The organism is Nocardia crassostreae (assembly GCF_001613405.1).
Lineage (GTDB): Bacteria > Actinomycetota > Actinomycetes > Mycobacteriales > Mycobacteriaceae > Nocardia > Nocardia crassostreae.
In genome coordinates, this window is sequence record NZ_BDCH01000011.1 from 1 (window position 1) to 24,824 (window position 24,824).

The following is a 24,824-nucleotide window of genomic DNA, read 5'->3' on the forward strand; positions in this document are numbered from 1 at the left end:
GTTCGCAACCGAGGTCACCTTCCGGGCGCCGCGTAATGCGGTGGAGCACACCATTGCCGAGGTCTTCGCCGAGGTGCTCGGCGTGGAGCGGGTCGGCATCGACGATTCGTTCTTCGCGCTGGGCGGCGACTCCATCGTCTCCATCCAGCTGGTGTCGCGGGCCAAGGCGCGCGGCGTGGTCTTCAGCCCGCGCGATGTATTCGAACAGCGCACCGTCTCCGGTCTGGCCGCCGTCGCGGAAACCACCGACGGCCAGGACGATTCGGCTCCGCAGCTGACCGAGCTGCCCGGCGGCGGCGTGGGTGTCATGCCGCTGACGCCGGTGGTCCGGTTCATGGTGGAGCGTCCGGGTTCGTTCGGGCGGTTCAACCAGACCCTCGCGCTGGAACTGCCGATCGGTATCGACCGCGCGGGTATCGCGGCCACCGTCGGCGCGGTCGTCGACCGCCACGACATGCTGCGCTCCCGCCTGCGCCGGGTCCCCGGCGCGGACTGGATCGTGGAGACCGTCGAGCCCGGCACCATCGAGGTGGACGCGCTCATCGATCGGGTCGAATTCGATTCGGCGCTGACCGACGACGAGCTGGTCGAGATCGCCTCCGCCGCACTGGATGCCACTCTCGACAAGCTGGATCCGGCTGCGGGCGTTGTCATTCGGTTCGTGTGGCTGGAGCCCACCACGGCGAGCCGTGAATCCGGCACCGATCAGACCCGCGCGGGTCGCCTCATCGTCGCCGCCCACCACCTCGTGGTTGACGGCGTGACCTGGCGAATCCTGGTGCCGGACTTCGTCGCCGCCTGGGGTCAGCTGTCCGCCGGACAGACCCCCGAACTCGTCGCGCCCGCCACCAGCATGCGCACCTGGGTGCACGCCCTCGAGCGGGAAGCCGCGACCGAGGCGCGCCTGGCCGAACTCGACTACTGGCGCACCGTCGTCGACGGCCCGGACCCGCTGCTCACCGAGCGGCCCATGGATCCGGCCGTGGATGTCACCGCCGTCATCGAGAAGCATCGCGTCGAGGTCTCGGCCGAGACCACCCGGGCGCTGCTCACCACCGTGCCCGCGCTCTTCCACGGCGGCGTCAATGACGGTCTGCTGACCGCGCTGGCCCTAGCCGTCGCGAAGTGGCGCGCGGACAAGGGCATCGGCGCGGGGGAGAAGGCTGAGGGGCGCAATACAGCCCTCGTCCGCCTGGAAGGCCACGGCCGCGAGGAAGAGGTCGTGCCGGGCGCGGATCTGTCGCGCACGGCCGGTTGGTTCACCGCCATCTTCCCGGTGCGCTTCGACCTCGCCGATATCGACGTGGAGGCCGCCCTCGCCGGTGGCCCGGCCATGGGCCGCGCCATCAAGGCCGTCAAGGAGCAGCTGCTCGCGGTGCCGGACAAGGGCATCGGCTACGGCCTGCTGCGCTACCTGAACCAGGCCACCGCCGATCAGCTGCCCAAGCAGCTGCCCGGCCAGGTCAGCTTCAACTACCTGGGTCGCGTCAACGAGGGCGATGTGCCCGAGGCGCTGCGCGGCTTCGGCTGGATCCCGGCTCCGGAACTGGGCAACCTCGGCGGCGCGTACAACGCCGATATGCCCGCCATGGCGCCCATCGATATCAATGCCATCGTCACCGGCGACAAGCTCAGCGCGAATATCGGCTACCCGAGCACCCTGCTCGGCGCGGCCGAGGTGGCCGAATTCGGCGCGCTCTGGGTCGCGGCGCTGGAAGCGGTTGCGCGGCACGCGGAATCGGCGCGGGCGGGCGGGCACACCCCGTCCGACTTCGGCCTGGTGCATGTCACCCAGCGCGATATCGACGGCTGGGAACAGCGTTTCGGCGGAATCCAGCAGGTGTGGCCGCTGGCGGCCCTGCAGGCCGGTTTGCTCTTCCACGCCCAGCTGGCCGCCACCTCGGTGGACGTCTACACCGCCCAGGCGGTGCTCACGCTCGTCGGCCGCGTCGATGCCGACCGCTTGCGCTCGGCCGCGCAGGCGCTGCTCGACCGGCACGAAATCCTGCGCACCGCCTATGTTTCCGACGCCTCCGGCACCCCGGTGCAGGTGGTCGTGGACGGCGTGCGGGCGGCGTGGGCACAGCACGATCGCACCGCGACCGGCGATGCGAGCGACCTCATCGAGGCCGACCGCATGCAGCGGTTCGATCTCACCGAGCCGCCGCTCATTCGCTTCACCCTGGTGCAGGTCGCCGCCGATCGCTGGCAGCTGGCCGTGGCCAACCACCACATCCTGCTCGACGGCTGGTCCATGCCGCTGCTCATGCAGGACCTGCTGGTGCTCTACGCCACCCGGTCCGACACCAGCGCCCTGCCGCCGGTCCGCTCCTACCGCTACTTCCTGGAATGGGTTGCGCAGCAGGACTGTACGGCCTCGCTCGACTCCTGGCGGCGGGCGCTGCACGGCGTCTCCGAGCCGACCCTGCTGACCCGCCCCGATGCGGGCCGTGAGATCACCGCGCTGTCCGGCGAGTACTTCTTCGACCTGGACGAGGCCGCCACCGCGCGCCTGACCTCCCTGGCCGCGGAGCTCGGCCTCACCCCGAACACCGTGCTCCAGGTGGCCTGGGGCATTCTGCTCGGCCGCCTCACCGGCCGCGACGACGTGCTCTTCGGCACCACCGTCTCCGGTCGCCCCGCGCAGCTGGCCGGTGTCGAATCCATGGTCGGCCTGTTCATCAACACCGTGCCGGTGCGGGTCGCCTTCGATCCGTCCGAATCGGCCCGCGCGCTGCTCGCCCGCACCCAGGGCGAGCAGGCGGACCTGCTGGATCACCACTACATCGGCCTGGCCGACATCCAGTCCGCGGCTGGCATCGGCGGACTCTTCGACACCCTCGTGGTGTTCGAGTCGTACCCCGTCGACGCGGAAGGTCTGCAGGCCCAGGCCGCCGATATCGACGGTATGGGCGTCACCGCCCTGGATGCCGCCGACGCCACCCACTATCCGCTGACCCTCATCGCCCAGCTCGACAGCCGCCTGCGCATTCGCGCCGGTTACCTGCGCGACCTGTTCGACGAGGACACGGTCCGGCGCATCGCGGATCGCCTGATCCGGGTGCTGACCGCGATCACCACCGAACCGGCTGCGGCCGTGGGCGATATCGAACTGCTCGACGCCGCCGAGCGCGACCTGGTCGTCACGCGGTGGAACGACACCACCTTCGACGTGGCCGCGGTGCTCGCCGAACTCGAGGCCGGAGCGTCCGGCGATGCGGCGAACACTCTGGTGGCGCTGTTCGAGGCACAGGCCGCGCGGACGCCCGACGCGACCGCGGTCAGCTTCGAGGGGACAAGTCTGTCCTACGCCGAGTTCGGCGATCGAGTGCATCGCCTGGCGCGCTGGCTCATCGAGCGCGGCGTGGGCGCGGAATCGTTCGTGGCCCTCGGTATGCGGCGCTCGATCGACCTCGTCGTCGGCATGTACGCCGTGACCGTGGCCGGTGGCGCGTATGTGCCGCTGGATCCGGATCATCCGGCCGAGCGGACCGAATACATTCTGGCCACCGCCGATCCGGTCACCGTGCTGACCTCCGGCGAGGATCTGGAGATCGAGACCGCGCAGCTGCGCATCGATCTGCTGGATCTGGCGAGCTTCTCTGGCGCACCGCTCACGGATGCGGATCGTATTGCGCCGCTGCGGGAGTCGAACCACGCCTACGTCATCTTCACCTCCGGGTCGACCGGTCGCCCGAAGGGTGTGGCGGTGCCGCACTCGGCCATCGTGAACCGCCTGGTGTGGATGCAGTCGGCCTACGGGTTGACCGCCGCGGACGTGGTGTTGCAGAAGACGCCGTCCACCTTCGACGTGTCGGTGTGGGAGTTCTTCTGGCCCTTGCAGGTCGGCGCGCACCTGGTCGTCGCCAAGCCGGAAGGCCATCGCGATCCGGTGTACCTCGCGGAACTCATTGCGCGCGAGGGTGTCACGGTCACGCACTTCGTGCCGTCCATGCTCGCGGTGTTCGTGGCGGAGGACGCTGCTGCGCGGTGCACGAGCTTGCGGATGGTCTTCGCTTCCGGTGAGGTGTTGTCGCCCAAGCCCGCGCATCGTCTGCGTGAGCTGACCGGTGCTGAGCTGCACAACCTGTACGGCCCGACCGAAGCCGCCGTCGACGTCACCTATCACCGGGTGGTCGACACCGATATCGACTCGGTGCCGATCGGTCGCCCGGTCTACAACACCGAGGTCTACGTCCTCGATGCGCGTCTGCGGCCCGTTCCGGTCGGTGTCGCGGGTGAGCTGTATCTGGCGGGCGATCAGCTCGCGACCGGGTACGTGGCGCGCCCTGATCTGACCTCGGACCGCTTCGTGGCCAACCCGTTCGAGTCCGGTGAGCGCATGTACCGCACCGGCGACCTCGTCGTCTGGACCGCGGACGGAGAACTCGACTACATCGGCCGCACCGACTTCCAGGTGAAGCTGCGCGGTCTGCGCATCGAGCTCGGCGAGATCGAAACCGCGCTCACCGCACTGGATTCCATCGCCCAGTCGGTGGTCGTGGTCCGCTCCGACGTGCACACCGGCGATCAGCTCGTCGCGTATGTCATTGCGGCCCAGGGCCGCAGCGTGGATATCGAGACCGTTCGTCACGAGCTGGGCGATCAGCTGCCGTCGTACATGGTCCCGTCCGTCCTCATGGTCATCGACGAGTTCCCGCTCAATGCCTCCGGCAAGCTGGATCGCAAGGCGCTGCCCGCGCCGGTGTTCGAGGCCGCGGTCTTCCGCGCCCCCGCCACCCCGGTTGAGCAGATCGTGGCCGGTGTCTTCGGCGAGATTCTCGGCCTGAGCCGGGTCGGCCTGGACGACGACTTCTTCGCCCTCGGCGGCAACTCGCTCTCGGCCACCCAGGTGGCGGCGCGCCTGTCCGCCGCGCTGGAAACCCAGCTGGGCGTGCGCGAGATCTTCGAGGCGTCCACCGTCGCCGCACTAGCCGCTCGCGCCGAAACCCATTCCGGCACCGGCACGCGCCTGGCGCTCACCGCACAGGAGCGGCCCGAGCGGGTGCCGCTGTCCCTCGCACAGCAGCGCATGTGGTTCCTCAACCGCTTCGATCCCGAATCGTCCGTCAACAACATTCCGGCCGCCGTGCGCCTGTCGGGTCTGGTGGACCGCCAGGCCCTCCAGATCGCCGTCGCCGATGTGCTGGCGCGGCACGAATCGCTGCGCACCCGCTACCCGGAGATCGACGGCACGGCGTACCAGGAGATCGTTCCGACCGCCCAGGTCATCCCGGATCTGACTCCCATCGAGATCACCGAAGCCGAACTGCCGCAGGCGCTCTCGCGGCTGCTCGGCGCCGGGTTCGACGTCACCGCCGAGGTGCCGTTCCGGGCCGGGCTGTTCGAGATCACCCCGACCGAGCATGTGCTCGCGCTGGTGGTGCACCACATCTCCGGTGACGGCTTCTCCATGCTGCCGCTCACCCGGGATGTCATGACCGCCTACGCCGCGCGCGTCGAGGGCGGCGAACCGGCCTGGCAGCCGCTGGAAGTCCAGTACGCCGACTACGCGCTGTGGCAGCGCGAGGTGCTCGGCCGCGAGGACGACGAGACCTCGGTCATCGCCCAGCAGATCGCCTACTGGAACCAGTCCCTGCGCGGCCTGCCCGAACAGCTGGACCTGCCCTCGGATCGCCCGCGTCCGGCCGTGGCCTCGGGTCGCGGTGCGGTGCACCACTTCCAGATCGACGGCGACACCCACGCCAAGCTGGCCGAACTGGCGCGCAGCAATGGCACCACGCTGTTCATGGTCGCCCACGCCGCACTGGCCGCCCTGCTGTCCCGCCTGTCGGGCGAGCAGGACATCGCCATCGGCACGCCGGTCGCCGGTCGTGGTGAGCGCGCGCTCGACGATCTCATCGGCATGTTCGTCAACACCCTGGTGCTGCGGACCCAGATCGACGGCGGGCAGTCCTTCACCGATCTGCTGAACTCGGTGCGCGCCACCGATATCGCCGCCTTCGGGCACGCCGACCTGCCGTTCGAACGCCTGGTGGAGATCCTCAACCCGGCCCGCTCGCAGGCGCGGCATCCGCTGTTCCAGGTCATGCTGTCGTTCCAGAACACCGGACCGGCCGAACTGGAACTGCCGGGCCTGACCGCCAGCGGTGTGGACCTGCGCATCGACACCGCCAAGTTCGATCTGCAACTGGTGCTCACCGAGCAGTCCGCCGTGCACGACGCGACCGGCAACGGCTCGACCGCTCCGGCGGGTCTGGCGGCCGAATTCATCTACGCCACAGATCTGTTCGACGCCGCGACCGTCGCCCGGTTCGCCAAGTGGTTCAACCAGCTGCTCAAGGCCGTCGCCCTCACTCCGCACCGCCCGATCGGCGATCTGGCGCTGCTGGATGTGCTGGGCGTGGCGCAGGAGGTGCGCGGCTGGAACGACACCGCGCGGCCGATCGCGGAGGGCACGTTGGTCGAGCTGTTCGCGGCGCAGGCCGCGGCCACCCCGGACGCCGTCGCCATCGTCGACCGCGAGGCCGGGGCGGAACTGACCTACGGCGAGTTCGCCGCCCGCGTGCGCAAGCTGGCCCGCCACCTCATCAGCCAGGGCGTCGGACCGGATTCGCTTGTCGCCCTGGGCATGCGGCGGTCGCTGGATCTCGTGGTCGCCGCCTACGCGGTGCTCGAGGCCGGTGGCGCGTACGTGCCGCTGGATCTGGATCAGCCGCAGGAGCGCATCGCCTATGTGCTCAAGACGGCGAATCCGGTCTGCGTGCTGACGAATTCGAGGGACGCCTTCGCGGACGACGCCCTTGAGATCGACGGCCTGTTCCTGTCCGGCTACGCGGATACCCCGGTCACCGATGTCGAGCGCATCGCGCCGCTGCGGCCCTCCAATGCCGCCTACGTGATCTTCACGTCCGGTTCCACCGGCCGCCCGAAGGGCGTGGCCGTACCGCACTCCGCGGTCGTGAACCAGGTCCGTTGGATCACCGCCGAATACGGTCTGAACGCCGATGACGTGGTGCTGTTCAAGACGCCGCAGACCTTCGACGTGTCGGTGTGGGAGCTGTTCGGCCCGTTGGTGACCGGTGGCCGCATGGTCGTCGCCACGCCGGACGGTCACCGTGATCCGCAGTACCTGGCGGATGTGATCGCGGCCGAGCGGGTCACCATGACCTCGTTCGTGCCGTCCATGCTGACCGTGTTCGCGGGCAGCGCGGACGCCGCCGCACTGTCCTCGCTGCGGGCGCTGCTCGTCGCCGGTGAAGCCTTCACCTCCGACAATGTCGCCGCCTTCCGCCGCATCAGCGCCGCGGAGCTGCACAACCTCTACGGGCCAACGGAATTCACCGTGCACGCCACCTTCGCGCCGGTCGCGGAGGATGTGCAGGGTGCGGTGCCGATCGGTCTGCCGGTGTGGAACGCGCGGGCGTACGTGCTGGATTCGCGTCTGCACCCGGTGCCCCACGGTGTCGCGGGTGAGCTCTACCTCGCGGGCGATCAGCTGGCGCGGGGTTATGTGGGCCGGGCGGATCTGACCTCGGATCGGTTCGTGGCCAACCCCTTCGGCACCGCCGAGCGCATGTACCGCACCGGCGACCTCGTGCGCCGGGCCGCCGACGGCTCGAAAGTCTACCTGGGCCGCACCGACTTCCAGGTGAAGCTGCGTGGTCTGCGTATCGAGCTCGGTGAGATCGAATCCGCGCTCACCGCACACGATTCCGTCGCACAAGCGGTGGTCGTCATGCGGTCGGACGACCGCACCGGCGATCGCCTCGTCGGCTATGTGGTGCCGACCGGCGGCGAGATCGATGTGAATGCGCTCAAGGCCCACCTGGCGGCGCAGCTGCCGTCCTACATGGTCCCGGCCGCCTTCGTCGCGCTCGACGAGTTCCCGCTCAATGCCAATGGCAAGCTGGACCGCCGCGCCCTGCCCGAGCCGGAGTTCGAGGCGCGCGAATTCCGCGCCCCGGCCACCCCGGCCGAGGAGATCGTGGCGGGCGTCTTCGCCGAGGTGCTCGGCGTCGATCAGGCCATCGGCCTGAACGACGACTTCTTCGAACTCGGCGGCAACTCGCTCATCGCCACCCAGGTCGTGGCCCGCCTCGGCGCGGCCCTCGACACCCGGGTGCCGGTGCGCGTGCTCTTCGAGGCCCCGACCGTGGCCGCTCTCGCCGCGCGCGTCGAAAGCCATTCCGGCAGTGGCGCACGCCGCGAACTGGTGGCTCAGGAGCGTCCGGCGGAGATCCCGCTGTCGCTGGCGCAGCAGCGCATGTGGTTCCTCAACCGCTTCGACACCGGCTCGGCCGTCAACAACATCCCGATGGCCGTGCGCCTGTCCGGTGAACTGAACACCGACGCCCTGATCGCCGCCGTCGGCGATGTGATCGAGCGTCACGAGGTGCTGTGCACCATCTACCCGCAGAACGACGAGGGTCTCGGTGTGCAGGTCATCCTGCCCGCCGACCAGGTGCGGCTGGACCTGGCCCCGGTCACCGTGCCCGAGGCCGAGCTGCGAGAGCGGATCGCCGACATGGTGCTCACCGGCTTCGACGTCACGGCGGCGGTTCCGGTGCGCGCCGGACTCTTCCGGGTCGCGGGCGCCGATGAGCACGTGCTGGTCTTCGTGGTGCACCACATCTCCGGCGACGGCTGGTCGGTGCGCCCCCTCGCACGCGATGTCATGGTCGCCTACCTGGCCCGCGCCAATGACGATGCGCCGCAGTGGACCCCGCTGCCGGTGCAGTACGCCGACTTCGCGCTCTGGCAGCGCGAAACCCTCGGCTCCGAGGACCAGGCCGACTCGCTCATCTCCCAGCAGGTCGCCTACTGGTCGGACTCCCTCGCCGGGCTGCCCGATCAGATCGATCTGCCGTCGGATCGCCCCCGCCCCGCGGTGGCCTCCAACCGCGGTGGCGTGCACGAGTTCTCGATCGACGCCGACCTGCTGGACGGCATGAACGCGCTGGCCCGTCAGCACGGCGCCAGCCTCTTCATGGTCGTGCACGCGGCCTTCGCGGCCCTGCTGGCGCGCCTGTCCGGCGGCGACGACATTGCCATCGGCACCGCCGTGGCGGGCCGTGGCGAGGCCGTCCTGGACGACGCCATCGGCATGTTCGTCAACACCCTGGTGCTGCGGACCGCCGTCGACCCGGGCGCGGAATTCACCGAACTCCTCGCTCGCACCAAGGACAGCGACCTGGCCGCCTTCGGGCACGCCGACCTGCCGTTCGAACGCCTGGTGGAGATCCTCAACCCGGCCCGCTCGCAAGCCCGGCATCCGCTGTTCCAGGTCATGCTGTCGTTCCAGAACACCGGCGCGGCCACCTTCACCCTGCCGGGCCTGGAAGTCGCGGGCGTGCCCCTGGATGTGGTCACCGCCAAGTTCGACCTGCACCTCAACCTGACCGAACGGGTCGGCGCGGACGGTGTGGCCGACGGCATGGACGCCGAATTCGCCTACGCCACCGACATGTTCGATGCGAACACCGTCGCGGCCTTCGCGAATCGCCTGGTGCGCATGCTGAACGGGGTCGTCACCGCACCGGATGCCGTCGTCGGCGATATCGAGCTGCTCGACGATCTCGAACGCCGTCGCGTGCTGCGCAATTGGAACGCCACCGAATACGACGTGACCCGCGTCGCCCTGGGCGGTCGCGCCGCCGAGGCCGATGTCACCCTCGCGTCCATGTTCGTGGCGCAGGCGCTGACCAGCCCGAACGCCCCCGCGGTCGTATTCGAGGGGACAGGTCTGTCCTACGCCGAGTTCTCCGCGCGCGTGAACCGGTTGGCCCGCCACCTCATCGCGCAGGGCGTGGGACCGGATTCGCTTGTGGCCCTGGGCATGCCCCGCTCGCTGGATCTGGTGGTCGGCATGTACGCGGTCATCGCCGCCGGTGGCGCGTATGTGCCGCTGGATCCGGATCATCCGGAGGAGCGCAACCAGTACGTGCTGGACATCGCTCGCCCGGCTGCCGTCCTGACCACCGGCCGGGACGCCTTCACCGAGTCGGCGCTGCGGATCGACGAGATCGATCTGTCGGCCTACTCGGACGCCCCGATCACCGATGCGGAACGCATTGCGCCGCTGCGTGAATCGCATACCGCGTACGTGATCTTCACCTCCGGCTCCACCGGCCGCCCCAAGGGCGTCGCGGTCACCCACGCCGCCATCGTCAACCGCCTGGTGTGGATGCAGGCCGAATACGGCCTGTACACCGACGATGTGGTGCTGCAGAAGACCCCCGCCACCTTCGACGTGTCGGTGTGGGAGTTCTTCTGGCCCTTGCAGGTCGGCGCGCAACTGGTCGTCGCCAAGCCCGACGGGCACCGGGATCCGGCCTACCTGGCCGATCTCATCGTCGAGCACGGCGTCACCACGGCGCACTTCGTGCCGTCCATGCTGTCGGTCTTCGTGGCCACTCTCGAATTGGGCGGGAGAGAAACTCCGGACGGACGAGCGCCGGAGTGCACCTCGCTGCTGCACGTCTTCGCCTCCGGTGAGGCGCTGCCCGCGCCCACCGCGCAGCAGCTCATCGAGCTGACCGGCGCGCAGCTGCACAACCTGTACGGCCCCACCGAGGCCGCGGTCGACGTCACCTTCCACGAGGTCACCGCCGCCGACACCGTCTCCGTGCCGATCGGCGCGCCGGTGTTCAACACCCAGGTGTACGTGCTGGATTCGCGCCTGAACCCGGTTCCGGCCGGTGTCCCGGGCGAGCTGTACCTGGCGGGCATCCAGCTGGCGCGCGGCTATGTCGCGCGACCGGAGCTGACCGCGGATCGCTTCGTGGCCAACCCGTTCACCAATGGTGAGCGCATGTACCGCACCGGCGACCTGGTGAAGTGGACCGGCGCGGGTGAACTGGAATACCTGGGCCGCACCGACTTCCAGGTCAAGCTGCGCGGTCTGCGCATCGAGCTCGGCGAGATCGAGGCCGCGCTCGTGGCGGTGGACGCCATCGCCCAGTCGGTGGTCGTGGTCCGCTCCGACGACCGCCTCGGCGATCAACTGGTCGGCTACCTCATCCCGGCCGCGGGTCACACCGTGGACCTGGAGACCGTCCGCGCCGAACTGCACGAGGCGCTGCCGTCCTACATGGTCCCGGCGGCCTTCGTGACGCTGGATGCCTTCCCGCTCAATGCCTCCGGCAAGCTGGACCGCAAGGCGCTGCCCGCCCCGGTGTTCGAGGCCAAGGTCTTCCGCGCCCCCTCGACCCCGATCGAAGAGATCGTGGCCAATACCTTCTCCGACGTCCTCGGCGTCGGCCGGGTGGGCCTGGACGACGACTTCTTCGAACTCGGCGGCAACTCGCTCATCGCCACCCAGGTCACCGCCCGCCTCGGCGCGGCCCTGGACACCCACCTGGCGGTGCGCGACCTGTTCGAGGCGTCCAGCGTCGCCGCGCTGGCCGCCCGCGTCGAGCGCAATGCCGGTTCCGGCCGCACCCGTCCGCGCCTGGTCGCGGGCGAACGCCCGGATCTGCTGCCGCTGTCCCCGGCGCAGCAGCGGTACTGGTTCCTCAACCAGTTCGACACCAGCACTTCGGCGGTGGACAACATTCCGCTGGCCGTCCGGCTCACCGGCGCACTCGACCTGAACGCGCTCGAGCAGGCCATCGGCGATGTGATCAGCCGCCACGAGGTGCTGCGCACGGTCTACCCACGCACCGCCGACGGGCCGAACCAGGTGATCCTGCCCGCCTCGCAGACCGACCTCATGCTGGTCCCCGAAGCGGTGACCGAGGACGGACTGCTCGGCAAGGTCATCGAATTCGCCATGACCACCTTCGACGTCACCGTCGAGGTGCCGCTGGCCGTCAAGCTGTTCCGCATCAGCGACAGCGAGACCCAAGAGCACGTCCTGGCCTTCACCATCCACCACGTCTCCGCCGACGGCTCCTCCATGGGACCGATGGCGCGCGACATCATGGTCGCCTACGCGGCCCGCGTCACCGGCGAAGCCCCGCTGTGGGCCCCGCTGGCGGTGCAGTACGCCGACTACGCGCTGTGGCAGCGCGAGGTGCTCGGCGATGAGAGCGATCCCGAATCGCTTGCCGCCCAGCAGGTCTCCTGCTGGAAGCGGGCGCTCGCGGAGCTTCCGGACCAGCTGGAACTGCCCACCGATCGGCCGCGCCCGCCCGCGCAGTCCTTCCACGGCAAGGCGCTGCGCTTCGATATCGACGCCGACCGCCACGCCAAGCTGCACGAGTTGGCGCGCGCTCACAACGCGTCGCTGTTCATGGTCGTGCACGCCGCGCTGGCGGTGCTGCTGGCGCGCCTGTCCGGTACCGACGACATTGCGGTCGGCACCCCGATCGCCGGTCGTGGTGAGCGCGAACTCGATGATCTGATCGGCATGTTCGTCAACACCCTGGTGTTCCGCACCAAGGTGGACGCCAGCCAGACCTTCGCCGACATGCTGGCCGAGGTGCGCGAACGCGATCTGGAAGCCTTCGCCAATGGCGAGGTGCCGTTCGAGCGCCTGGTCGAGGTGCTCAAGCCGGTGCGCTCCACCGCGCGCAACCCGCTGTTCCAGGTGGGCCTGTCCTTCCAGAACCTGGCCGAGACCGCCTTCGAACTGCCGGGCCTGCACGTGGCCGCGGTGCAGTTCGAATCGGAGCTGGCCAAGACCGACATGCACGTGACGCTCTACGACCGGTACGCCGAGGACGGCACCCCGGCCGAGATCCTCACCGAATTCGGTTACGCCACCGACCTGTTCGACGAATCCACGGTGCGCGCCTTCGCGGACCGGTTCGTGCGGGTGCTCGACGCCATTCTGGCGCAGCCGGGCGTCGCCGTCGGCGAGATCGACCTCCTGGACGAGGACGAGAACGAGCGAATCCTGAAGCGGTGGAACAACACCGCGCAGGACATCGACGCCGTCGTGGACGGCGGATCGCGGGCCACACTGGTGTCGCTGCTCGATGCCTCCGTTGCCGCCGATCCGAAGTCCGTTGCGATCGTGGCCGATCGGGCCGACGGTGAGCCGGAGTCGCTGACCTACCGTGAGCTCGACGCCCGGGTCAACCGCCTGGCGCGTGAGCTCATCGCCCGTGGCGTCGGTGCCGAAGACCGAGTCGCGCTGGCCATCCGGCGTTCCACCGACCTCGTCGTCGCGATGTACGCGGTGGCCAAGGCCGGTGCGGCGTACGTGCCGATCGATCCGGACCAGCCCGCCGAGCGCACCGGGTACATCCTGGAGACCGCCGCTGCGGCGTGCGTGTTGACCACGGTGCGGGACGGTTTCGAATCCGACCTCGCGACGGTGCTGCGCATCGACGAACTCGATCTGTCCGAGCACTCGGATCAGCCGATCATCGACACCGAGCTGGTGCGGGAGCTGACGGCGGCGAACACCGCGTATGTCATCTTCACCTCCGGTTCCACCGGTCGCCCCAAGGGCGTGGCGGTGCCGCACGCGGCGGTGGTGAACCAGTTGCTGTGGAAGACCACCGAATTCGGTCTCGACCCGGCCGATGCGGTGCTGCTCAAGACCGCCGCCACCTTCGACCTGTCGGTGTGGGAATTCTGGTCCGCCGCCGTCTGCGGTGGCCGCCTGGTCATCGCCACCCCGGACGGGCACAAGGATCCGGCCTACCTCAACGAGCTCATCGCCTGCGAGTGGGTCACCACGCTGCATGTGGTGCCGTCCATGCTCGACGCGTTGGTGACCGATGGTCTGCCGGATTCGTTGTGGCGCATTCTCGCCATCGGTGAGGCGCTGCCCGGACCGCTGGCGCAGCGGGTGCGGCGGGAGAGCCCGCGGACCGAGCTGTTCAACCTCTACGGTCCGACCGAGGCCGCGGTCTCGATCACCAACCACCGGGTCACCGAGGTCGATGCCGTGTCGGTGTCGATCGGTTCCCCGGAGTGGAACAGCCAGGTCTACGTGCTCGATGCCCGACTGCGGCCGGTGCCTGTCGGTGTCTCCGGTGAGCTGTACCTCGCCGGTGCGCAGTTGGCGCGTGGTTACTTCGGGCGTGCGGATCTGACCTCGGACCGGTTCGTCGTGAATCCGTTCGAGGCCGATGGTTCGCGGATGTACCGCACCGGTGACTTGGTGGCGTGGAACGCCAACGGGGAGCTGGATTACCGGGGTCGTACGGACTTCCAGGTGAAGATCCGTGGTTTCCGTATCGAACTCGGCGATATCGAATCCGCACTGCTGCGCCAGGACGCCGTCGTCTCGGCCGCCGTTGTCGCGCACAATGATCCGGCGCTGGGCGACCGCCTGGTGGCCTACGTCGTCGGCCCCGACGGCGAACTCGACAAGCAGGCGCTGCAAGCCGCGCTGGCCGCCGAACTGCCGTCCTACATGGTCCCGTCGGTCTTCATGCAGCTCGACGCGCTTCCGCTGAACGCCAATGGCAAGCTCGACCGGAAGGCACTGCCGGAGCCCGTCTTCGAGAAGGCGGTCTTCCGCGCGCCCGTCACCCCGATCGAGCAGATCGTCGCCGGAGTCTTCGCCGACGTGCTGCGCGTCGAGGCCGGTCGCATCGGCCTGGACGACGACTTCTTCGCCTGGGGCGGCAACTCGCTGCTGGCCACCCAGGTGGCGGCCCGCCTCGGCGAGGCCCTCAACACCCGGGTGCCGGTGCGCCTGATGTTCGAGGCCTCCACCGTGGCCGCGCTCGCCGCCCGCGTGGAACTCGACGCCGGAGCCGGGGGCCGCAAGGCGCTCACCGCCGCGCCGCGACCGGAGAACATTCCGCTGTCGCTCGCACAGCAGCGCATGTGGTTCCTCAACCGCTTCGACACCGAATCGGCCGCCTACAACGTGCCCGTCGCGGTGCGCCTGTCCGGCCACCTCGATGTGGACGCGCTGCGCGCCGCCGTCGCGGATGTCGTTGCCCGCCACGAGATCCTGCGGACCATCTACCCGCAGACGGAAGACGGGCCGGTGCAGGTCATCCTGCCGCCCGCGCAGGCCATGTCGGAGCTGCCGGTGCACACCGTCGGCGTCGACGAGGTCGCCGCGGCGGTGCTGGAACTGACCTCCACGGCATTCGACGTCACCGCCGAGGTGCCGCTGAAGGTCGCGCTGTTCCGCATCGAAGGACTCCCGTCCGCCGCCGCGCCGCAGGCGAATCAGGTCAGCGATCTGGACGCGCACGCCGCGGCCTACACCTTCGCGGCCGCCGATCCGTACGCCACCGCCACCTTCGCGGCCATCGACCCGACGGCCGTGACCGCGCCCGCCGCGGAATACGTGCTGGCGCTGGTGACCCACCACATCTCCGGTGACGGCTCCTCTGTGGCTCCACTGACCCGCGACATCATGACCGCCTACGCCGCCCGGTCCATGGGTCTCGAGCCCGCGTGGGCGCCGCTCGCGGCGCAGTACGCCGACTACGCCATCTGGCAGCGCGAATTGCTGGGCAGCGAGGACGATTCCGAATCGCTCGCCGCCAAGCAGGTCGCCTACTGGAAGCAGGCCCTCGCGGATCTGCCCGATCAGCTGGATCTACCCGTCGACCGGCCGCGTCCGGCCGCGCCGTCCTTCCTGGGCGGCAAGGTCGAGGTGCGCATCGACGCCGAACTGCACCGCCAGCTCGTGGAGCTGGCGCGCGCCGAGGGCGCGACGCTGTTCATGGTCGTGCACACCGCGCTCGCGGTGCTGCTGGCACGCCTGTCCAGCACCGACGACATTGCCATCGGCACCCCGATGGCGGGTCGCGGCGAGGCCGTGCTCGACGGCCTCATCGGCATGTTCGTGAACACGCTGGTCTTCCGCAGCCGCGTGGATGTCGGCGAGACGTTCACCGAACTGCTGGCTCGCCAGCGCGAGACCGACATTCAGGCATTCGCCAATGCCGATGTGCCGTTCGAGCGCCTGGTCGAGGTCCTCAACCCCGTCCGCTCCACCGCGCGGCATCCGCTGTTCCAGGTGGGTCTGGCCTTCCAGAACCTGGGCCGCACCGTCCTGGAACTGCCGGGGCTGACCGTCTCGGGCGTGGACGACGAGGTCACCACGGCGCAGTTCGATCTGAACCTGATCGTGGGCGACCAGTACGACGAGAACGGTGTGCCCGCGGGCATCATCGGCCAGTTCGTCTACGCCACCGATCTGTTCGACGAGTCGACCGTGACGGTGTTCGCGCAGCGCCTGCTGCGCGTGCTGGCCGCGGTCGCCGCGCAGCCGCAGCAGCCGGTCGGCGAGATCGATCTGCTCGAGGCCGCCGAAACCTCGCGAATGCTGGTGGACTGGAACGACACTCGCCACGAGATAGCTCCGGAACTGCTCCTGGACGGCTACCGCCGCTCGGTCGCTGCGTACCCGGATCAGGTCGCGGTGGTCTACGAGGGCGCGCAGCTGACCTACGCCGAGTTCGACGAACGCGTCAACAAGCTGGCGCGACTGTTGATCTCGCAGGGCGTCGGCGCGGAATCCCTGGTGGGCTTGGCCATTCGCCGCTCGCTGGACCTCGTCGTCGGTATGTACGCCATCGTCACCGCCGGTGGCGCGTGGGTGCCGCTGGACCCGGATCACCCGGCCGAGCGCATCGCCCACATCCTCGACACCGCGCAGCCCGCGTGCGTGCTGACCACCACGGCGGATGCGGTGGAGGTGCCGGAAGGCATCACCCTGCTGCATCTGGATGCCGTTGCGCTGGGCGAGTTCTCGTGCGAGCCGGTCACGGCCGCCGAGCTGCTGCGTCCGCTGCGGGCGGACAACCCGGCCTACGCCATCTTCACCTCGGGTTCGACCGGTAAGCCCAAGGGTGTCGCCATCACCCACGGCGCCATCCACAACCAGACGGAATGGATGCTGGCCGAGTACCCGATGGGTCCGGAGGACGTCTACTTCCAGAAGACGGCCACCACCTTCGACGTGTCGCTGTGGGGCTACTTCATGCCGCTGCGGGCGGGCTCCACGCTGGTCGTGGCCACCCACGACGGTCACCGCGACGCCGACTACATCGCCGAAACCATTGCGGCGCAGGGCGTGACGGTCACCGACTTCGTGCCGTCCATGCTCACCGTGTTCGCCACGCACACCACGCCGGGCGCACTGCCCACGCTGCGCGATGTGTTCGTCATCGGTGAGGCGCTGCCGCCGGAGACCGTCACCCAGGTGCTCGCGCTCGGCGACGGCATCAAGGTGCACAACCTGTACGGCCCGACCGAGGCCACGGTGTCCATCACCTACTGGCAGGCCGACGGGTCCGACACCCGGACCACGCCGATCGGCGTACCGCAGTGGAACAGCCAGGTGTACGTACTGGATTCGCGCCTGCGGCCGGTCCCGGCCGGGGTGCCCGGTGAGCTGTACCTGGCCGGTGACCAGCTGGCGCGCGGCTACGTCCGCCGACCGGATCTGACCTCGGATCGCTTCGTGGCCAACCCGTTCGAGCCGGGTGCGCGCATGTACCGCACCGGTGACCTCGTCATCTGGCGCGACGGCAGCGACGGACGCCCGGAGCGCCTCGAATACATCGGCCGCACCGACTTCCAGGTGAAGTTCCGCGGTCAGCGCATCGAGCTCGGCGAGATCGAGACCGCGCTGCTGGCGCAGCCCGCGGTCAGCCAGGCCGTGGCGCTGGTGCTGCCGACCGCCCTGGGCGATCAGCTGGTCGCCTACGCGGTACCCGCACCGGGATACGGCATCGATCAGGAATCGCTGCTGGAAGCCATCGGTGAGACGCTGCCGACCTATATGGTCCCGGCCGTCGTCGTGGCCCTCAACGCCTTCCCGCTGAACACCAGCGGCAAGCTGGATCGCAAGGCGCTGCCGGAACCGGTCTTCGCCGCGCGCGAATTCCGCGCCCCCACGGGTGAAATCGAAATCGCCATCGCCGGAGTCTTCGCCGAAGTGCTCGGCGTCGAACAGGTCGGCGCGGACGACGACTTCTTCTCCCTCGGCGGCAACTCGCTGCTGGCCACCCAGGTGGCGGCGCGCCTCGGCGCGGCCCTCGATACCCGGGTGCCGGTGCGGACGCTGTTCGAGGTGTCGACCGTCGCCGGACTCGCGGCCAGCATCGCGCCCGAGGCGGGAACCGGTGGCCGCCAGGCCATTACCGCGCAGGAGCGGCCCGAGAACTTGCCGCTGTCGCTCGCCCAGCAGCGCATGTGGTTCCTCAACCAGTTCGACACCGCCTCGGCGGCCTACAACGTGCCGGTCGCGGTGCGCCTCCGCTCCGTCGACCCGCGCTTCGGCGAACTCGACGTGGATGCGTTGCAGCAGGCCGTCTTCGACGTGGTCGAGCGGCACGAGACCCTGCGCACCGTGTACCCACAGCGCGACGGCGCTGCGGTGCAGGTGATCCTGGGTACGGCCCAGGCGGTTCCGGATCTGACGCCGGTCCCGGTGGGCGCGGCCGAACTGCGCGATCGCGTGGCGGCCCTGGTTACCACCGGCTTCGACGTCACCGGCGAGGTTCCCCTGCGGGCCACGCTGTTCCAGGTGGAAGACGCCGAAACGGCCGAGTACGTCCTGGTATTCGTCGCCCACCACATCAGCGCCGACGGCTGGTCCATGGGCCCGCTCACCCGCGATGTCATGATCGCGTACGCGTCCCGCGCCCACGGCTCGGCTCCCGGCTGGGAACCGCTGCCGGTGCAGTACGCCGACTACGCCATCTGGCAGCGCGAGGCGCTCGGCTCCGAAGACGATGCGGCGAGCCTGATCTCGGCGCAGGCCGAATTCTGGCAGCGCGCCCTCGCCGACCTGCCCGACGAGCTGAACCTGCCCTCGGACCGCCCGCGTCCCGCGGTGCAGTCCTTCCGGGGCGGGCGGGTGCTGTTCCCGATCGATCAGCAGCTGCATCGCGGCCTGAAGCGGATCGCCCGCGAGGAGGGCGCGACGCTGTTCATGGTCGTGCACACCGCGCTGTCGGTCTTCCTCGCGCGCCTGTCCGGCACCGACGACATTGCCATCGGCACCCCGATCGCGGGTCGCGGCGAGGCCGAACTCGACGGCCTGATCGGCATGTTCGTGAACACGCTGACCCTGCGCACCAAGGTCGAGGGCGGTCGCTCCTTCCGGGAGCTGTTGGCCGCCAACAAGGACGGCGATCTGCAGGCGTTCGCGCATGCCGACATTCCGTTCGAGCGCCTGGTCGAGGTGCTCAACCCGGAGCGGTCCACGGCTCGCCACCCGCTGTTCCAGGTGGCGCTGTCGTTCCAGAACCTGCCCGACAGCTCGTTCGAACTGCCCGGGCTGAAGGTCGCGGCCGTCGACTTCGATGTCGAGACCGCCAAGTTCGACCTCATGCTCACCGTGCAGGAAGCCGAGGCCGACGCCGATGCCGGAATGCACGCCGAATTCGGTTATGCGCGTGACCTGTTCGACGAGGACACCATCAAGGTGTTCGCGCAGCGGTTCACCGGACTGCTGGGCGAGATCGTCGCGCAGCCGCGGAAGGCCATCGGCGATCTGGAGATCCTGAGCGCCGACGAGCGGGCCGATCTCACCTCGCGCACCGGCGCACCGGCCATCACCCCCGTGGTGCTGCCGGACATGCTGGCCGCCGCGGTGGCCGCCAACCCGGTGGGCGAGGCGGTCGTCTTCGACGGACCGGCCCTCGGTTACGCCGAACTGGACGCGGCGTCCTCGCGTCTGGCGCGCATGCTCATCGAGCGCGGCGCCGGACCGGAAACCCTTGTCGCCGTGGCCGTTCGCCGCTCGCTGGAGTCGGTGCTGGCGGTCTGGGCCGTGGCCAAGTCGGGTGCGGCCTTCGTGCCGGTCGACCCGTCCTACCCGGCGCACCGCATCGCGCACATGATCAACGACTCCGGTGCGGTGCTGGGCCTCACGGTCACTGCCGAGCTGGAGACGCTGCCGCCGGTCAAGAGCCTGGCCGGATGGATCTCCCTGGACGATCCGCTGGTCATCGCCGAGGTCGAATCGCATTCGGCCGCACCGGTCACCGATGCCGAGCGCTGGGCCCCGGTCCGGCCGGAGCACGTGGCGTACGTGATCTACACCTCCGGCACCACGGGCATGCCCAAGGGCGTCGTGGTGACGCACTCCGGTCTGGCCAACTTCAGCCGGTACCAGGTCGACACCTACGGACTCGACTCGTCCTCGCGGGCACTGCATTTCGCCTCGCCGTCGTTCGACGCGTCGGTGCTGGAGTTCCTGCTCGCCGTCGGCGCGGGCGGCACCCTCGTGGTGGTGCCGCCGGGCATCTACGGCGGTGACGAGCTGTCGGCGCTGATCAAGGCAGAGCGGGCCACGCACGCCTTCATCACCCCGGCCGCGCTGGCCACCTTCGACGCCAAGGGGCTCGACAGCCTGCGCGTACTGGTCGCCGGTGGTGAGGCGGTGCCCGCCGATCTGGTCGCCAAGTGGGCGGTTCCGTTGGCGGACGGCACGATTCGTGCTTTCCACAATGGATACGGTCCGACCGAGACCACGATCATGACGAACATCAGCGATGCGCTGTTGCCGGGCGATCTGGTCACCATCGGTGCGCCGATTCGCGGAATGCAGTCGCTGATCCTGGACGCGCGACTGCGGCCGGTGCCGGTGGGCGTCGCGGGTGAGCTGTACCTGTCCGGTATTCAGCTCTCGCGGGGCTACCACGACCGGCCGGGGCTCTCGGCGGAGCGCTTCGTCGCCAATTCGTTCGTGGCGGGCGAGCGCATGTACCGCACCGGTGACGTGGTCCGCTGGACCCCGACCGGCGAAGTGGAATACGTGGGCCGCAACGACTTCCAGGTAAAGGTGCGCGGCTTCCGTATCGAACTCGGTGAGATCGACGCCGCGCTGGCGTCGTTCGAGACCGTGGACTTCGCGGTCGCCGTCGGCCACAAGACCGAGGCGGGCGCGACCATTCTGGCCGCGTACGTGCTGCCGGTCGCGGGCCGCTCCATCGATATCGCCGCGCTCACCGAGCATGTCGCCGGGCGACTGCCGGAATACATGGTGCCCACGGCCATTACGGTCCTGGACGCCATTCCGCTCACCCCAGTCGGCAAGCTGGATCGCCGGGCGCTGCCCGAGCCGGTGTTCACCGCGCGCGACTTCCGTGCGCCGGTGACCGAACTGGAGGCGACCCTCGCCGAGGTGTTCGCGGATGTGCTGGGCCTGGAACAGGTCGGCGCGGACGATTCGTTCTTCGCGCTCGGCGGCGACTCCATCCTGTCCATTCAGCTGGTGTCGCGGGCCAAGTCGCGCGGCATCGTGTTATCGCCGCGCGACGTGTTCGAGCGGCGGACCGTGGCCGGACTGGCCGAGGTGGCGGCGCTCGGCGCCGAGACCCAGGTGCGGAAGCTGGAAGAGCTGCCCGGCGGCGGTGTCGGCGATATCCCGCTGACGCCGATCATGCACGCCATCCTGTCGAGCGGCTCGTCCTACGACCGCTTCTCGCAGACCATGGCGCTGCGCCTGCCGGAGAACATCGACCGGACGGCGCTGGTCGGGGCCATCGCGGCGGTCTTCGACCACCACGATGTGCTGCGGACCCGCCTGCGCGGCAATGCTTCCGAGGGCTTCGAGTTCGAGGCGCTCGCGCGCGGAGCCGTCGATGTGGACGCGCTGGTGCAGCGGGTCGATCTACCGGGCGATATCTCCGACGAGGAGCTGACCCGCCTGGGCACCGTCGAATTCGACGCCGCCCTCGGTCGACTCGATCCGGCGAACGCCGCCATGGTGCAATTCGTGTGGTTCGCCTTCGACGGAACCCGACGGGACGTGCTGCTCATCGTCGGCCACCACATGGTCGTGGACGGCGTGTCCTGGCGCATCCTGATTCCGGACCTCGGTCTGGCCTGGTCGCAGTTGGCCTTCGGACAGCCCCTCGCGCTGCCCGAGAACGGCACCTCCATGCGGCGCTGGGCGCACGCCCTCGCCGAGGAGGCCCGCGCGCCGGAACACATTGCGGAGCTGCCGTTCTGGAAGAAGGTCGTCGAGACCCCGGATCCGCTGCTCGGGACGCGGGCCTTCGATCCGGCGATCGACACCTTCGCCACCGTGGAGCGGGTCGAGGTCACGGTTCCGGCCGATGTGACCGATGCCGTGCTCACCTCGATTCCGGGGCTGTACCGCGGCGGCGTCAATGACGGTCTGCTGGCGGCGCTGGCCCTGGCCGTCGCGCGCTGGCGCGGCGAGACCGTCGGCAGCGCGGCGCTGTTCAAGCTCGAGGGTCACGGCCGTGAAGAGGATGTCGTCGCGGGCGCGGATCTCTCGCGCAGCGTCGGCTGGTTCACGGCGGCCTTCCCGGTGCGCCTGGATCTGGACGGGGCCGATCTGGCCGATGCGTTCGACGGCGGAAAGACGTTGGGCGACATCATCAAGTCGGTCAAGGAGCAGCTGCTCGCGGTGCCCGACAAGGGCCTCGGCTACGGCATGCTGCGCTACCTGAACCCGGAGACGGGTGCGCAGTTGCGCGATGCGGGACAGATCAGCTTCAACTATCTGGGTCGCGTCTCCGCCGGTGAGGTGCCCGAGGAGCTGGCCGAGATCGGCTGGACCCCGGCCGATGATCTGGGTCGCCTGGATGCCGAGATGGACGCGGATATGCCCGCGAACGCCACCATCGACATCAATGCCATTGCCACCGACGGCGCGGACGGCCCGCAGCTGGGCGCGGCCTTCGCCTTCCCGACCGGGCTGCTGGATCGGGAGCAGGTGCAGCGCTTCGCCGATCTGTACGTGGAGGCGCTGACCGCGCTGGCGCGGCACGCCCGGCGCTCCGATGCCGGTGGTTTCACGCCGTCGGATATGGCGCTGGTCAAGGTCACCCAGCCGGATCTGGATGGGTGGGAGCGGGTCTACCCGGCCATGACCGAGGTGTGGCCGCTGTCGCCGCTGCAGTCCGGTCTGCTCTTCCACGCGCTGCTCACCCAGCACACCGTGGACGTCTACACCATTCAGGCCGTGCTCGACCTGGGCGGACAGGTGGACGTGGAACGGCTGCACGCGGCCGCCCAGGCCATCGTGGACCGGTATCCGTCGCTGCGGACCGCCTTCGTCACCGACTCCGTCGGGCAGGCGCATCAGGTCGTGCTGGACAAGGCCGAGGCGCCGTGGCGGATGGTGGATCTCACCGATCTGCCCGAGGCGCAGCGCAATCCGCGCATGCGGGAGCTCATTGCCGAGGATCGGGCGCACCACTTCGATCTGGCGACGGCGCCGCTCATGCGGTTCAACCTGTTCAAGACGGCCGAGGATCAGTGGAACCTGGTCATCACCACCCACCACATCCTGGTGGACGGCTGGTCCATGCCGCTGCTCATGCGCGATCTGCTGGTGCTGTACGCGGTGCGCGGTGACGTCTCGGCGCTGCCGCGGGTCGCCTCCTACCGCAACTACCTGGCCTGGCTGGCCGGACGGGATCGGTCGGAATCGCTGAAGGCGTGGACGCGTTCGCTCTCGGGCGTGTCCGAGCCGACGCAGCTCGCACCGGCCGCCCGCAAGGACGAGCAGTACGAGGTGGGCCGCCACAGCCTCGAGATCGATGCCGAGCGCACGCGTCAGCTGACCAAGCGGGCCGCCGAACTCGGTATCACCGTCAATACGCTCATGCAGACCGCGTGGGCGATCCTGGTGGGCCGCCTCACCGGTCGCGGTGACGTGGTCTTCGGCGCGACGGTCTCCGGTCGTCCCGCCGATCTGCCGGGCGTGGAGTCCATGGTGGGTCTGTTCATCAATACGGTGCCCGTGCGCATCCGCGTCGACGACCGCCTCACCATCGAGGGTTTGCTGGAGCGCGTTCAGCGTGAACAGGCCGATCTGCTCGATCACCACTACATCGGCCTGACCGAGATCCAGCAACTGGTCGGCGCCGGTGCGGAATTCGACACCCTCGTGGTGTTCGAGTCCTACCCGGTCGACAAGGACGCCATTGCGGCGGCGAGCTCCATCGACGGCATGTCGGTCAGTGGCGTCGGCATCAACGACGACACCCACTACCCGATGACCCTGGTGGTCATGGCCTCCGAAACCATCGAGGTCTCCATGCGCTACCTGGACTCGCGCTTCACCGCCGACGAGGTCGAAACCCTCGCCGCCCGCCTGAACCGAGTCCTGGACGCCCTCCTCGGCGAACCCGCCACCCTGGTCGGTGACATCGATATCCTCGACGCCACCGAACGCGCCCGCATCCTCGCCGAATCCGCTGTGACCCAGCCGGATTCCACCGTGGAACCGGCCCGCGTGGGCACCCGCACGGTGGCCAAAGTCCTCGCCGAGGTCGTCGAGGAAGACCCCCAGGCTCCGGCCCTGCTCGACGACGGCCAGGAACTCGCCTACCACGTCCTCGACCGCCGCTCCTCCCAGCTGGCCCGCCTCCTCATCGACCGCGGCGCAGGCCCCGGCGACATAGTCGCCGTAGCCCTCCCGCGCTCCGCCGATGCGGTCGTAGCCGTCTGGGCCATCCAAAAAGCAGGCGCCGCAGCCCTGTTCGCCGACACCATGTCCTTCGGCGACATCCTCGCCGCGGGCGCGGGCTTCGGCATCGCCCAGGAACCGGCGGCCAGCTCCGTCCGCTGGCTCGTCCCCTCGGACCCGAAGGTCCAAGAGGACCTGGCATCCCGCCCGGCGCACCCGGTCACCTACACCGACCGCGTCCGCCCCTTGACCGAGGCCGACCCGGCCTTCGTCTACCGCACCCCCACCGGCACCTGGACCACCCTCACCCAGGCCGAGGCCCTCGACCGCGCGACAACCCTCCGCGCGGACAACGAAATCGACTACGAATCGACCACGTACACCACCGCCACCACCGGCGCCGCCGCCGTAGACGAATTCCTGGTCTCCGCGACAGCGGGCGCCTTGTCGGTCCTCCCGACCGGCGATGCGGAATCCGACCTGGACGAGGGCGAAGTAACCCACTGGTTCCCCGCCCCCGGCGAACCCACGGACGCCGCAACCGAAGACGTCCGAATCGTGTCGTCCGACTAGCAGCCCCGGGTGCCGA

1 protein-coding gene is annotated in these 24,824 nt (G+C 69.3%); it reads left to right on the top strand.

The genetic code is table 11. The annotated features are described in order from the left end of the window. Positions 1-24,808: non-ribosomal peptide synthase/polyketide synthase (locus NC4_RS05620; RefSeq protein ID WP_157554310.1), on the top strand; the 24,808-nt coding region annotated here is incomplete at its 5' end. Positions 24,809-24,824: the final 16 nt, after the last annotated feature.